General features: G+C 41.7%; 10 protein-coding genes and 1 pseudogene. 10 read left to right on the forward strand and 1 reads right to left on the reverse strand.

Annotation, left to right across the window (positions count from 1 at the left end):
* Positions 1–46 precede the first annotated feature (46 nt).
* The 10 genes and pseudogenes from M2135_RS13490 to M2135_RS13535 all read left to right on the forward strand — a co-directional run bounded on the left by M2135_RS13490 (position 47) and on the right by M2135_RS13535 (position 14,225).
* Complete coding sequence (locus tag M2135_RS13490; RefSeq protein WP_280749046.1) at positions 47–3,964, forward strand: ATP-binding protein; 3,918 nt, start codon at positions 47–49, stop codon at positions 3,962–3,964.
* A 452-nt stretch (positions 3,965–4,416) separates the two neighbouring features.
* Positions 4,417–5,358, forward strand: a complete 942-nt coding sequence (locus tag M2135_RS13495; protein WP_280749047.1) for an ROK family protein — start codon at positions 4,417–4,419, stop codon at positions 5,356–5,358.
* Positions 5,359–5,381: 23 nt separating this feature from the next.
* Positions 5,382–6,125: a glucosamine-6-phosphate deaminase gene (locus M2135_RS13500; RefSeq protein WP_280749048.1), complete on the forward strand. Its 744-nt coding sequence runs from the start codon at positions 5,382–5,384 to the stop codon at positions 6,123–6,125.
* 63 nt (positions 6,126–6,188) lie between these two features.
* A complete protein-coding gene (locus M2135_RS13505) occupies positions 6,189–7,514 on the forward strand; it encodes an MFS transporter (protein WP_280749049.1) in 1,326 nt (441 codons plus the stop codon).
* A gap of 4 nt (positions 7,515–7,518) precedes the next feature.
* Positions 7,519–7,986 carry a hypothetical protein gene (locus M2135_RS13510; RefSeq protein ID WP_280749050.1) on the forward strand — a complete coding sequence of 156 codons (468 nt, stop codon included), beginning with the start codon at positions 7,519–7,521 and terminating at the stop codon, positions 7,984–7,986.
* Positions 7,987–7,997: 11 nt separating this feature from the next.
* On the forward strand, positions 7,998–9,032 hold the full coding sequence (locus tag M2135_RS13515) for a glycoside hydrolase family 18 protein (RefSeq protein WP_280749051.1): 1,035 nt from the start codon (positions 7,998–8,000) through the stop codon (positions 9,030–9,032).
* A 6-nt stretch (positions 9,033–9,038) separates the two neighbouring features.
* Complete coding sequence (locus tag M2135_RS13520; protein ID WP_280749052.1) at positions 9,039–9,956, forward strand: ThuA domain-containing protein; 918 nt, start codon at positions 9,039–9,041, stop codon at positions 9,954–9,956.
* Positions 9,957–9,992: 36 nt separating this feature from the next.
* Positions 9,993–12,461 carry a glycoside hydrolase family 9 protein gene (locus M2135_RS13525; protein WP_280749053.1) on the forward strand — a complete coding sequence of 823 codons (2,469 nt, stop codon included), beginning with the start codon at positions 9,993–9,995 and terminating at the stop codon, positions 12,459–12,461.
* A 137-nt stretch (positions 12,462–12,598) separates the two neighbouring features.
* A pseudogene (locus M2135_RS13530) lies at positions 12,599–13,276 on the forward strand (ThuA domain-containing protein); the annotation flags it as partial.
* A 190-nt stretch (positions 13,277–13,466) separates the two neighbouring features.
* Complete coding sequence (locus tag M2135_RS13535) at positions 13,467–14,225, forward strand: ThuA domain-containing protein (RefSeq protein WP_280749065.1); 759 nt, start codon at positions 13,467–13,469, stop codon at positions 14,223–14,225.
* Between the two features lie 179 nt (positions 14,226–14,404).
* On the opposite strand, the gene M2135_RS13540 is transcribed toward M2135_RS13535, so the two are convergent.
* Positions 14,405–16,108, reverse strand: a complete 1,704-nt coding sequence (locus tag M2135_RS13540) for a PHB depolymerase family esterase (RefSeq protein ID WP_280749054.1) — start codon at positions 16,106–16,108, stop codon at positions 14,405–14,407.
* Positions 16,109–16,129: the final 21 nt, after the last annotated feature.

Raw genomic sequence — 16,129 nt, forward strand, 5'->3', positions numbered from 1 at the left:
AACTCATCTTTTTTCATTATGTTTGCCTTATTATAACACTGCTTATATGTATACTTGGAAAAAACTCTGGATTGTATTTAGTTTCGCTCTTTTACCTCTTTCGCTCTCTTGGGCTGATTCATTCCGCCACTTAAATATGGAAAACGGATTAAGCAGCAGACGTGTTTTTCAAATCACAAAAGACTCCACCGGCTTTATGTGGTTTGGCACTAATGTCGGCATCGACCGCTTCGACGGTAGCGAAATCAAACATTACCCTTTACTAAGCAACAATCAACAAAATACCGAAGGACTTAATGCGTATTCCACATTAACCCAAGACCAGACCGGCCTTTTATGGGTATCGCTAAAAAACGGACTGATCTATTGTTATAACGATTTACTGGATATTTTCACCCTAAAAATTGATTTGACCGGACTTTTCTCAGAACCTCCGATACTGAATTCGATCTATTTTGATACCTCTAATCGGTTATGGCTTTGTATGACCTCCGGTTTATACCTCTATGATCTGGAAAAGGAGACCACAACGTTAATCTCCGATTTATCTTTCGAAACAGTCACACGAATTACACAAACCGATGAGTATACGTTTTATGTAGGTACGCACAAACATTTGTATGAAATAAAAGAAAACAGCAACAATCACTCTTTCTTCCTCCCCAAAAAGATCCAGTTACCTGTCGAAACAAGGATCGAATACCTGTATGCCTACAACCAACAATTATATATCGGTACGTTCTCCAATGGCGTATATGCACTCAACCGGGAAACCAAAGAGATCACCGATTTCTCTAACTGTATACCATCAACCCCTGTCAGAAGCATAACAACAACACTGAATCAGCAATTATTGATTGGCTTGGACGGAGCCGGACTCTACTGCACCGATCTATCCGGCAAACAACTCTTCAAACGATATGTCGCCGATGAAGACGATGAATATAGTTTATGCGGCAATACAGTCTCAGACCTCTATGTCGACGAGCGCAATTGTATATGGACCAGCACTTCAACAAATGGGATAAGCATGTTGGATCCCCAATATCCGGATATTCTTTTCATCAAACATGAATACAAAAACGACAACTCGCTGCTCTCCAACCATGTAAATGCAATCTATGAAGACTCGGATGGCGATATGTGGTATGCCACCAATAACGGAGCCAGCCTCTATCAACCGAAAATAAATAAGTGGACCCATTATCTAAACGATGCAAATACGCATAGCGAACATGCCTCCGTTATCCTGTCCATCACTGAAGACGGGGAAAAGAACATCTGGGTAGGAGGTTACGCAACAGGCGCCTATATGATTAACAAAAAAAACGGAACCATTAAAAAATTACCCAGCCGTTCCACGCAACAGAGTGATAAAGGAGTCGGTACCGATCATATCTTTTCAATATACGCGATGGGCGACAGTATCTGGTTTTCGGGAATCGAAGGAGAGTTAACGCTCTATAACAGACAAACCGACACCTATACCTACTATCCCTTAGATTGTGTTGGTGCTCTTATTCCCGGCTATGATCAAACACTCCTGATGGCGGCATGCGGAGGATTGGATATCCTTGATTTAAAAACGGGTGAAATAACAAGACATACCGAACTCAATGGGATTCAAATACCCCTCCCTCTCAATTTCTTTTTCAAACGATCCAATGGTGATCTGTGGATCAGAATCAGTACGAATCAGTTCCTTTGTTACAATCAACAAGCCGAAGAATCTAAGGTGATTACAATCTTCAATATGCCCAAATCGGGTTACATCAATAATTTAGTCGAAGATCAGTTGGGTAAGATCTGGGCCAGTACAGGAAAAGATATCTTTTGTATTGATCCGGAAACAGGGAATATCACAGGAATGAACGAATACGTGAATCTGGAATGGGGATACTACAATTCCTATACCGCCCTATTAAAAAACGACGGATATTTAACCTTTGGTACAGCGAATGGCGTAATTGAGTTCTCGCCCTGGTTTACGATCGAAAACAAAGATTCCATCCAGGCTATTTTTACAGATTTTAAACTATTTAACAAATCGGTTATCCCCGGTGAAAAGAAATCACCTCTACATGTAGCGATCAATAAAAGCAGTTCGATCGATTTAAAATATGAGCAAAACTCTTTCGCTTTTTCTTTTTCAGCGATCAATTTTGTGTATCCCTATCAAATCGAATATCAGACCCAGTTAGAGGGTTTCGACACCGATTGGCAACAGGCCGACGAGACACATACGGTCGGATATACCAACATTTCACCGGGGAAATATCTTTTCAAGATGAAAGCCCTGAACAAGTACACCCATGAGGTAATCGGAGAAAAAGAGATCCAAATCATCATCAACCGACCGTTTTGGGCCTCCAATTTGGCGATCCTCATCTACAGTATATTCTTCCTGCTTCTAGCCTATTTCACCTTTTTATATATCCAAAACAAAATAGAAGAGCGTCAATCGAAGGAAAAAATCGATTTCTTCGTGAATATCGCCCACGATATCCGAACGCCCGTTTCACTCATAAAAGCTCCGCTCAGTGAATTGGAAGCACAGGAGAATTTTTCCGAACATGGCCGGAAAAACATCGCTATCGCCAGTCACAATGCAGAAAAACTACATGCGATGGTCACCCAATTGTTAGATTTTCAGAAAGCCGATTTTTCGACCTCCAAATTAATCATCAGTCAGATCGAGTTAAACCAGTATTTACGCGAAAAAGTAAATAATTTCAGTATTGCAGCCATGCAGAAAAACATCAATCTGCAATTTATCCCCGACCCCGACCTGCAATTAATCTGGCTCGATCAAAGTAAAATGGATAAGATCGTCGATAATCTAATCTCCAATGCGATCAAATATACCATAGAAGGTTCCGTACTTGTCATCGTCAGCCACACCAAACAGGAATGGATCCTGGAAATTAAAGATACCGGCATCGGGATTCCACAGGGCGAACAAAGAAATCTTTTCAGAAAATTCTACCGGGCCGGCAATGCGATCAACTCGAAAGAGAGCGGCTCCGGCATCGGCCTACTATTGACGCAGAAATTAGTTAAATTACATCGCGGAAACATCTCTTTTGAAAGCAATGAAAACAACGGATCCATCTTCAAAATCTCTTTCCCGATCAAAATTGATGCGATGTGGAAAGTCGAAGTCGACAACAAAAAAGAAACGACCCGTAAAAAGATCGTTTCCCCCGGTAAAACCACTATAAAAGCGACCATCTTATTGGCCGAAGACAATAAAGATATGCGCGAATATCTGTCCGAAAGCCTTTCCAAAGAATACCAGGTAATCAGCGTTACGGATGGAAAAGCAGCCATGGAACAGGCGAAAGCATTAAATCCCGATATCATTATATCCGACATTCTCATGCCCAATCTGCGGGGTGATGTGATGTGCAGCCTGTTAAAATCATCTATGGAAACAAGCCATATACCTATTATACTATTATCCGGATTGAATGAAAGAGAAAATATCATCACCGGGTTGGAATCCGGAGCAGATGATTACATCATTAAACCGTTTGATTTTTCTGTACTGAGGGTTCGCATCAAGAACATCCTACAGAACCGCGAGCAACAACGACAGATGATCCTCTCCCCAGAAAACAAATTGGAAGAGGTGAGCTACTCCAACCAGTTGGATAAAGAGTTCCTCGATAAAGCCATCATTATTATCGAGCAGGAAATGTCTAACCCCGATTTCTCTATCAATGAATTTTGCAAAGCATTAGGAATGAGCCGTACTTCGGTCTACAACAAAATAAAAACACTGACCGATCAGGCGCCCAACGATTTTATACGAATCATCCGGCTCAATAAAGCCAAGGAACTGCTGAAAACAAAGAAATATTCGATCAGCGAAATCTCCTTGATGGTCGGATTTGCCGATCCTAAATACTTTAGCACCAGCTTTAAAAAACAATTCGGCCATAGTCCCAGTAAAGAGGAGTAAATCGTCGCCAGAACCTGTTTAAATCATCGTATTATAAATCTCCTTTCATCGCCAATACAAATTCGTTTGACAATTGTCAAACGATCGTTCTATAATTATCAAATGATCATTCCACAATTGTGAAACAATCATTCGACATTTGTCAAACGAATCTCGGTTCAACATCATTCCGTCTCTTCATGCAATAGAAACGACAGATCGATCCGGTTGTTTTTCAACGTATCAGGTCAGTCGGTTTTGAAGATTTATCTACTTTCGTTTGCTATCCTTTTGGGGGTGAAAAAGTATCAAATCGTTTGTCATTAACTGTTGACAAACTTTTTTTGATAGAAATTAAACCCGTTTTATATTAAATCCTCGTAGTATTGTATTCAGAATAAAAAATAACAAACGAATAGATCGCTATAACATATGTGTATCAGAAACGCTCATTTCATCTTGAACAAAAAAATATGGAAACTTATTTAGGTCTCGATTTAGGAGGAACAAAACTACTGATCGGCGAAATGGACAACTCCGGGAATATCCTGAGATATAAAAAATATGATTCGGGGTATTTCAATCAACAATCCGCCCTGCAAATCATCAAAAAATCGTTGGATGATTATATCCAAACCGTAGGATGGACGAATAGTAAACCTTTAGGTATGGGTATCGGATTGATTGGCCGGGTTGATCCGGTCAATGGCATCTGGTTACAGATAGATCCCAAACGCACACAACCGATTCATTTGGCGCAGGAGTTAAGTAATATCTACGAGATACCCTGTTACATCGATAATGATGTCAAAGCCGCCACACGCGCTGAACGTCATTTTGGGTTCGGACGGATCTCTCAAAACTTCATATATATAAATGTAGGAACCGGAATAGCGGCAGGTTTTGTTGTCAACGGTAAACAGATACGCGGCAGTCATTTTAATGCCGGGGAAGTCGGACATACCAAGGTCGGTGTAAACATTGGTATTCAATGCGGATGCGGACGGATGGATTGTGTCGAACTAATCGCTTCGGGTTCCGGCTTTGACCAATGCGCCCGTTTATTATCCAAGAAATACAAAACAAAGCTGCAGATCCCGACGAATGAAGAAGAGCGTATTCAGGTAAAAGATGTTTATGCCTTGAGCCAGAAAGGAGATCCGTTATGTGCCGTCTTGGTGGATAATGCGGCACAGGCATTAGCTAATTTAATTATGAACCTGGTCCGGGTAAGCGACCCCGACACGGTAGTGCTTGGCGGAGGTATCGTCTCTGATGGCTATCTGCATACAAAGATATTGGAGAAGCTGAATGCAACGACTGTTCGTTTTGTCACCAATGGAGTGGTTATCACAAAGCTAAATCCTGATTTTATCGGATTAATGGGAGCCGGTGCGGTTGCCATGCAAGTCTAATTATAAAAAAACAGATAAAAACAATGAAAATTACAATTGTATCCGACGAACAACAATTCGATCGTATAGCTGCCTGGAGAGTGATTGGAGAGATATTAAACAAACCCAATGCTGTGATTGGGTTATCTACCGGGCAGACCACTAAAAACCTACATCATATCATTCGTGAAATCTATCAGCTTCATCCATTCGAGGTCAAGGATGTCACTTTTTTCGGTGTCGATGAAGTAACGAATGTTCCGCGCGAATATGCCGGAGCCTGTTATACCATGCTGAAAACACAATTAATCGATGCGCTGGGTATTGACGACGATCATTTTATCATGCCTCCTACCCTGTCTGATGACTTTGAAAAAGAATGTCACATTTTCCAGGATAAGCTGGAATCAAAAGGCGGCATAGATCTTCAACTGTTAGGCTTAGGTACAAACGGACATTTAGGCTTTAATCAACCGGGTACTCCTTTTGAAAACGAAACATGGCTCTCGGCAATGGATGAAGTGCTCGAAGCGCGTATCAGAAAAGAGACGAATACACCTCCGGAAAAAGCACTTGGAGGATTAACATTAGGCATCAAAAACATCATGCATGCCCGAAAAATTATCCTGGTGGCCAAAGGAGCCTCTAAAGCGGATATTGTAAAAGAGATGTTATCCGGTCCTATTACTACAGCAAATCCATCATCTATCCTGCAACTCCATCCGAATTGCGAATTTCTATTGGATGAAGAAGCGGCTGAAAAATGGCAAATAACCCATAAAAAATAACAAACCGATCCATCAAAAACGATTGACATATCTATACCTATATATAATTAATACTCTATTACCATGACACAACACGAAAAACAAGTGAATTATCTGGGACCCTTTATCACAATGGTCTTTTTATTCTTCATTGTCGGTTTTCTGACCACCGCAAACACCCAGTTTCAAGGGCCATTGAAAGAAGCCTTTCTGGCAGGTGTTGGCGACCTGAAAAATACATTTGCGACACTGATTACCTTCTCCTGGTTTTTGGCCTATCCTTTATGTGGAGGAGTCGGTTCTTCCTGGACGACTAAATATGGCTATAAAGGGACACTTATCCGTTCATTATTTATTATGATCCTTGGATTAGGTTTTTTCTTTCTCTCTTCATGGTTTACCGTACAATTCCCGAATGCGAATTTGAATTTAGGCTCCAATGTGATACCGTTCGGTTTCTTTATATTCCTTTTGGGATCGTTTGTTGTCGGAGCGTCTGCTACAATTCTACAAGTCGTCATCAACCCCTACTTAACCGCTTGTTATGTCAAAGGGACTCAACCGATTCAACGCATGGCTATCGGAGGATCAGCCAATTCGATCGGAACGACGATTGCACCGTTTTTTGTGACCGGTATTGTATTCGGTGGATTGGCTATGGAAGATGTACAGGTCAGCCAATTAATGATTCCGTTTTTATCATTAATGATTATCATAGGGTTAGTTGTCAGTATCCTGATGAAGTTATCTCTTCCCGATATTGAGGGGACAAAAGCAGAAGCCGGTGAGAAACTTGAAAAAAGTGTCTGGTCGTTCAGCCACCTGACATTAGGAGTAATTGCCATTTTCTTTTATGTAGGCGTTGAAGTTGCTATCGGAGCAAATATCAACTTATATGCGATTGAACAAGAAACGGCTAACGGTCCTTTCTCCTTTTTTGGAAACAGCTCGCTGACTTTATTCGGTATCAATTTCGCTATTCCTGCACTAATGGCCACAATCTATTGGGGTGGAATGCTTATAGGACGTTTAGTAGGCAGTTCACTAAGTACTGTTCCTCCCCGCGTACAACTGGTTGTTACCACAGTATGTGCGACCATACTCACTCTTCTGGCTATTGCTTTCAACAATCCATGGTTATTGGCAGCCGTAGGTTTGTTCCATTCCATTATGTGGGGAGCGATATTCACCCTTTCTGTCGCGCAATTGGGCAAATATACCTCCGTGGCTTCCGGCGTTTTTATGATCGGCGTTGTCGGCGGAGCGATACTTCCTTTATTACAAGGTATGCTGGCTGATGCCCTTGATGGCTGGAGATGGTCGTGGTTCATTGTGATCTTCGGAGAATTATTTATGCTTTATTATGCATTAATCGGTTCAAGAATTCGTCAATCAGGAGAAACAGTATAAAAATATGAAACGAACAATTTTATTACTCTTATTTACGACTTGTTGTATGTCTGCCTGGTCGCAATTTCAAGTAAGTACCGCTCGTACCTGGGAGAGGTTTCCACCGGAAGCTCAGGAACGTGGATTTGGCATTCATACCTCCCAAATAGTTCAAATGGATAATGATCAAGCCTTAGAAGAGGTGATCCTTTTCGCTTCCGACAACGGGCACTATCCTTATTTCGATCTGTTTAAATCCTATTATGTGATCATTGATTATTACACGAAAGAACTCAAATATAAATCCGATATAACCATTTCCGACAGACGCGAGTTAGTATTGGAAGATCGTAACAGTGATGGGATCTATGAATTATACCGGGCGTATTTTCAAGATGGAAAATTCAGTGTCGATGAAAACGGCAATAATCTTAAAACGACCTGGGTATATGACTGTATAGAATGGAAAAATAACAAAATCAACACCCGATAATATTGTATATCATGAAACACCTTTATTTATTACTAATCCATTTAGTGTTATTTATGGGAGCATGTGCCGGAAATAAATCGGCCAATGAAACAGCGACCAATAAACAGGAGAAAGTTATCGTAGCATATGTCACTTCCTGGAGTGATGGTATTCCGGAGACGAAACATATCACACATATCAATTATGCTTTCGGGCATGTCAATGAGACTTTCGACGGTGTACGTATTGACAAAGAAGATCGTCTCAGACAAATTGTCGGCCTGAAGTCGAACCATCCTGAGTTAAAAATAATGTTGTCTATCGGTGGCTGGGGCAGCGGAAGATTCAGTGAAATGGCAGCTGATGAGAACTTGCGGAAAAGCTTTGCTGCTGATTGCCAACGCGTAGTTCAAGCGTTTAAACTGGACGGGATAGATATCGACTGGGAATACCCGACAAGTCCTTTAGCCGGCATCTCCTACTCTCCCGACGACCGGGATAATTACACGTTATTGATGAGAGATATTCGCGCGGCAATCGGGAAAGACAAATTATTAACCCACGCTACGGCAGCAAATGCAGAACATATCGACTACCGGGCAACCGATCAATATCTCGATTTCACCAATGTGATGGCGTATGACATGGGCAATCCGCCTTTATTACATTCCGCATTATACCGTTCCGAAAATGCCGGAGGACACACTTCGGATGAAGCGATAAAAAAACATCTGGCAGCAGGAGTGCCCAAACATAAACTGGTTATGGGTATGCCTTTCTACGGACGTGCGGTTCAGGGATTCAGCCGTCCGAAAGACTTGACAAAAGCACACGAAATGGAAGGATATACCTATCATTGGGATGATATTGCCAAAGTACCCTATTTAACTGATTCCACCGGGGTATTGGTATTCGGTTATGAGAATATCGAATCACTGACCATTAAATGTCAGTATATTCTGGATAACGAGTTATTAGGTGCCATGTACTGGGATTATAGCGGTGACAACGAAGCCGGTGATCTGCAGAGAACAGTTTATGAAACATTGTATTCACCCAACAATTAATGCTTTATGAAGAAAGTTCTTCTTACACTATTCATCTTTTCACTGACTTGCATCTGTTCGGATCAGCTTTTTGCCCAGAAAAAAATAAAAACAATGATTGTTACAGGGCAAGAAGGGGCACATTGGTGGGAAGGTGGCAGTGATGGTTTGCGACAAATTCTCGTAAACAGTGGTCTTTTCAGTGTCGATATGGCTATCACTCCGCCCAGAAATGAAGATATCAGTTCATTCAATCCCGACTTCAAGAAATATGACCTTGTTGTCTTTTCGTATGGAGGAAAGACATTCTCCGAAAAAACAAGAAAAAGCTTTGAAGAGTATGTCGCCAATGGTGGTGGCGTCGTATTAGTCCATGCCTCAGTCATCCCATTCTCCGACTGGCCGGCTTTCAATGAAATCGCCGGTATGGGTGGATGGGGAGGTCGAAATGAAAAAGACGGTCCCTATGTGTACTGGAAAGAGGGCCGGATTGTATACGACTATGCTCCGGGCAGTTCCGGTTATCACGGTTTACAACATTCTTTTACGATCACGCATCGTCAGCCTGATCATCCGATTTTAAAAGGACTACCGGTGGAATGGCTGCATTTCAAAGACGAGTTATATGCCAAAATGCGTGGACCGGCTAAAAATATGCAGGTATTAGCCACCACCTACGACGTAAAAGGGGATAACACCCGACACGAACCGATGTTATGGACCGTTAATTACGGCAAAGGAAAGGTATTTGTCACCCTGATGGGACATGCCGGAAATGATCCGGAGCTGAGATATTCCATGGAATGTACCGGGTTCCAAGTCACCTTGTTAAGAGGCGCCGAATGGGCGGCAACCGGACAAGTCACACAAGAAGTTCCTGAAGATTTTCCAAGTAAAGGAGTTACAACATTAAGAAAAGGTTTTAAGGTTCCTGATAATTTATAAAATACATAAAGACCCTGTTAATCGATCTAAAAGACTATGACAACTCGAATTCATCTTTTCATTTTCAGCCTCTGCCTTTGCAAGGTAATCGCTTTTGGTCAATCGCAACTCTCTCAAAGTTACGATCTGACCAAAGCGATTATCGAAACGGGTATTATCCACAGCCCACTGCCATTGGACGACAGCCGCTCTTTTGAAGCCAATGGGTTGAAAAAAAGAATCATCAATCGTGAGTCTGTTTCCGATATGAAAACAATCGACCACTGGAAACATTCCGGTTACGGTAAAATAAGTCATACAACAACTCCTACTGTTTCGGGAAACGGTAGTTTGAAAATGGAATACCCCACCGCTACCGGAAAGCGGGCACAAGGTCCTCCCTCCGACCCCGACTATGCCACTTACGGGAACAGCCGAATCAGTCTGGATCTAAACGGCGCCAACTGGGAAAAATATAACCGGATAGCCTTTTCGATCTACCCCGATTGTGAGGGAGCACGTATTGTTAATCTAAACCTCTCTTTTGAAAATGAAAACGGTCCTAAAAAACCCGGGACCAACCGGACATCGGGCTCACATTTAATCAATCTGGTCAATAACCAATGGAATCATCTGTTTCTGGATCTTGATGAATACCAGCGCGACAAGGTGAAACAAATCAGCTTTGGCGTCTCATTGAAAGGAAAAGACCGTACTACCGGAGATTCATGTATTTACTATATAGATAAAATAGAACTGCAACAGGTAGAAGATCCTGAAATTGTTAGCGGATGGCAACCCGGCACCAATAGAATTAGCTATTCCACAACAGGTTATATGACGGGCGACAAAAAAACAGCCATTATCAATATCGAAAAACACAAACACCATAATCGTTTCGAGTTGATCGACATTCAAACCAATCGCTCCGTATTCAATGGCACAGTCAAACAAGAACAAACAACAATCGGAACATTTCGCACGCTCGACTTCAGCACATTCAACCAGCCAGGTAATTATAAAATAAAAGTGGGAGATATTGAAACCGAAGCATTCCAAATCGGCGATAGAATCTGGGAAAACTCCTACTGGAAAGTACTTAATTTTATCTTTTGTCAACGTTGCGGATATCCTGTCCCGGGCAAACACGGCACATGCCATACCGATCTCTGTGCTGTTCATAACGGAGAAAAGAGATCGTATGCCGGTGGATGGCACGATGCCGGTGACCTTTCTCAGCAAACCCTTCAGACGGGAGATGTTACTTATGCACTACTTGAAGGTTACAATAAACTAAAAGCAACAAACCCACTATTAGCTGCACGCCTTTTGGAAGAGGCCGAATGGGGACTTGAGTTCATTTTGAAAAACCGTTATGGCGATGGCTATCGCGCAAGTAGTGTCGGGTTACTTATCTGGCAAGACGGCGTGTTCGATACATTTGATGATATCAATACAGTACGGGTACAAAACCTTGCTTTCAACAATTTCCTCTATGCCGGATATGAAGCCTATGCAGCAATGAGTATTGATCGTGACCCGATGTTGCAAGAGTATCTCCAGCGGGTGGCTAAGGAAGATTTCAATTTCGCCATGAAAAGGCATGAAGAGGTGGGTTACGGTGAATTCATCCATTTTTATGAACATGGATATAATACGTCCGAAAGTCAATATATGGCAACCATCTCATGGGCTGCAAGTATGTTGTACAAATTAACGAAAGACCCTGAATATGCCCGCTTGGCTACAGAATATATCCAATTCACATTGGATTGCCAACGTACAGAAGCATTAGGAAATAAAGATAAAACTTGTGGATTCTTCTATCGGGATAAGTCGCGTCAATCCATCGTACATTATATCCATCAGTCGCGCGAACAGGTCTATATGCAAGCCATCACGTTATTGTGTGAAACACAACCTCAACATCCCGATTACAACCGTTGGGTCGAATCAATCCGTTTGTATGGCAACTATTTAAAAGGATTAATGAAATATACCGCTCCATACGGTATGTTATCCAGTGGTGTCTATCATATCGATGAGCCGAAAGACTCTGTCAGCTTTTACCGGTTACATCTTTTCCCTCCCCAAAATGCCAAGGAACTATACACCGAACAGGTTCAAAAAGGTGTTCAACTCGATAAAGAACATTATATGAAACGTTTCCCCGTATGGTTCAGTATCTTTAACGGCAACACAGCCATTCACCTTTCTACCGGAAAAGCAGCGGCTCTTTGCGGCAAATTCCTGAAAGATGAAGAACTGTTGCAAATTGGTCGGGAACAACTCTATTGGACAGTCGGCAAAAACCCGTTCGGACAATCACTGATCTATGGTGAAGGGCATAACTATCCTCAGTTGGATAATTTCTCTTCCGGTGAAACCATGGGGGCAATGCCTGTTGGGATACGCTCGTTGGATAATGAAGATATCCCCTATTGGCCTCAAACAAATAATGCCTGTTACAAAGAGGTATGGGTGACTTCAGCCGGAAAATGGATTACATTAGCTGTTGAATATTAATCTCAAAATAGAATACAATGAAAAATACGTACTATTTATTCTTGTTCATAATCATCCTGTTTAACGCATGCCAGATGAACAGATCCCCAAAAGCAGATGAATCACCGAATGAAACGAAAAGTAATACTTCGTTTCATGTACTTGTTCTTACCGAACGTGGCGGACAACATGGCGGTTTCACCGATGCAGGAATCAAATGGCTGGAAGAGCAATCGAAAATCATGAATTTTAAACTCACAGAAATTAACAACACCAAACCGATCGATGAAGCATATCTGGCTCAGTTTGCCCTAATCATCCAACTCGATTATCCGCCCTATACCTGGACTAAAGAGGCAGAGAGCGCCTTTATCAAATACATCGATAAAGGTAGAGGGGGCTGGATCGGGTTCCATCATGCCACACTACTCGGTGAATTCGATGGTTATCCGATGTGGCAATGGTTCTCTGACTTTATGGGAGGTATCCGTTTTCAAAATTATATCGCCGAATTAGCCGATGGAACCATGCAGGTAGAAGATCAATCTCATCCGGTGATGAAAGGCGTCAATACTTCTTTTGTTATCCCTGATGACGAATGGTATACTTTCGATAAAAACCCTCGCAACAATGTTCATGTACTGGCTACTGTAGACGAGTCGAGCTACAATCCCGCATCCGATATCAAAATGGGTGATCATCCGGTCGTTTGGGTAAATCCGCATAAGGCAGCGCGGAACGTCTATTTCCTAATCGGTCACAGCAATAAACTATATGAAACCTCTGATTTCACCACCATGTTTTCTAATGCGATCCAATGGGCGTCAGAAAAATAATGATGAATGATTAATGATTAATGATGAATTAAAAGACACTTATTTAAACTCATCATTCAACGATCCATCCATCTCATCCATAATTCACAACTCATAATTCATAATTTATATTCATAACTACTTTATCATGAAAAAGAAACTATTACTATCCGGATTTGTCCTACTTTGTTCATTCGTTTTCATAACTACGATGAAAGCACAAATCCCCGATAACTATCCGGCGAACTACGCCAGCGCTCCCCGGTTTAAAGCACTCGTTTATTATACCCATCATGCCGAAGAAGCACATGTTGACTTTGCGTTGCAAGGAGTCGAATTCTTTAAACGATTAAACTACGGAAATGGCTTTATATTGGATGTCACGACCGATTTCTCAGAATATCCCTATGAAAAACTGAGTGAATACGATATTGTAGTCATGTTGGACGGTTATCCCAATAAAAAAGAAGAACGCGATGTATTCGAACGGTATATGGAAAATGGTGGAGGATGGATGGGCTTCCATGTAGCCGCCTATAACGACAAAAACACCAAATGGCCGTGGCTTGTGCAATTCCTCGGAGGTGGCGTATTCTATTGCAACAACTGGCCCCCTCAACCGGTCAAGCTGACATTGGACAATACATCACACCCGGTAACTAAAAACCTGCCGGTCTCTTTCATCGCTCCCGAAAGTGAATGGTATCAATGGAATCCCAGTCCGAGAGAAAACAAAGATGTAGAAGTTTTAGTCTCATTATCTCCCGACAACTACCCCTTAGGCATCAAAGATGTAGTCAACTTCGGCGACTTCCCGATTGTCTGGACCAACAAAAACTACCGGATGATCTACCTGAACATGGGACATGGTGATGACGAATTCACCGATGCCACGCAAAAACTACTTTTCATCAATGCCTTCCGATGGGTATTGAGCCAAAGTCCGAAAGGAGATCCGTTTAAGAAATAAACTCGGGTGAATCTATTTAACGTGAGTTTTGATAGAACGACAAAGTCAGATAGAGCAAAAGTTGAAAACCCTTTCTGGATATAATATTTATCGAGCCACCCCTCCTTCCAATGGGGGAATGGCTCGATAAATCTCACAAATACTTTCCCTTACGATATCTACACCCTGTATCTCCGATACTATTTATTAGGATGATAAATCAGTTTCCTGGTCTCCGGATCTCGTGAAAACTGTTTAAAAAAATCCCACATCATCTGTGCCGCAGGACGATAATTCCAATGCCCATAATGCATGATTGCAGTAAATTGGATTAAAGGAACATTCTTTTTGTAGAGTTTTCCGGTTTCCAGTGTCATATGTTTATTTGTCAATATAGTTTCCCGATCCTGTAGTTTTATCCCCAAAACAGGATCAACGTTAAAATCGATCTCTATTTCAGGAAGATCATTCATTTGCTGATAAAGACGTATGGCGTTAAAGAAAGAGTTATCCTTATAGTTTTCTTTATTGGGAAAAGCAATGACGTCATCGTCCGTTCCCGTAATCAAAAAATAGGGTGTTTCTACAAATCCTGCTTTCTGCTTTGCTTCATTCAACAAGGTTTGATAGGTATAACCAAAAACAGGTCGGTCGAATATCGCCCCCGAATGCCCTGCCACAGCAGCAAACAGATGGCTTTTTCTTATCCCCAAAGCTGCAGAAGTCATTGCTCCGGCAGAAAGTCCCTGTACATACACCCGAGAAGGGTCTATTTGAGGATAATTCTGAATGATCTCTTCTACCACAAGTTCGATACCATCCAACCCTAAAAACCCTTCAGAAGGAAAAGTGCCTGCTCCCTGCCATTCGATCTCAGCCACGATGAAATGTTCCTTTGCTGCCACTTCAATAAAACCGCTGGTTTCACTTTGAGTCCGGTTATCATTATTATTCCCATGCAATAAAACCACCAGAGGAACAGACTGTTTCGGCGCATTCACCGTTGTTTCAGGTATAAATTCATACCAAAAGAACGCTTTGGTGCCCGGTAATCGTGATTCGTTGAGTGTTTTAACTACTGTTTTTCGGGTGACCCCTAATTCGTCCAACATCAAATAAGGTTCCAACTCATAATTGCCATATTCTCCGAATTTACCGCCCATATAAGTTGTATGTTTGTAGTTGCTGAACCGGTAATTCTTTGATAATAAATTCTTCCAGGCATCAGCAACAGCCTCTTTCAGCGTTGTTTTCTTATCTAAATGAAGAACAACCTGTTGCAACGGCTCATCTTCATTGGCATAAATAAGATGTTGATTACTTTTCGCAACCTCTTTAGCCTTATTGGCCTTTATATAATGTGCGGCAACCGTTCTATCTCCGCCACTGATATAGGCCGGAACAGGAATATCCGACGGTGTTTTCTTTGTTATCTTTCCGCCATAAACAAAAATACCGGCAACCTCACCCGCATTTCGTGAAATCACATCATTCACAAATGTCGCACCATTCCCTATCCCTAAAATTTTAAGATTAGAGATCGAACGCATACGGTTTACGAAAGCGATATATGCATCCAAGTCCGCTTCTGCATGATATGTTTTCCCCACGGGGTTAATGACACCGACACTACCGGCATATTTAAAAACCAAACTGTCCAGACTCAACTCATGAATTAATGCATTGGCCTCTGCCTCATTAAGCGGTTTATCCGGGTAAATCATAAACATGGGTGCATTCATACTCCCTCTCCCATCGATATTCCGGGTAGTATCGCGATACATAAATACATTATTTTCCAAACCATCAACCGGCTTTACCTGAATAGCGTGTTGTGCTATTGCCGGTAAAAAGGTGATGACAAATACTAAGGCTAATAAGAGCCTGTTTATTCTATTCTTCATGATACTTCTTTCTACTTTATT

Origin of the sequence: Parabacteroides sp. PF5-9, assembly GCF_029893105.1 — a bacterium.
In the GTDB taxonomy this organism is placed as follows: Bacteria; Bacteroidota; Bacteroidia; order Bacteroidales; family Tannerellaceae; genus JARXWG01.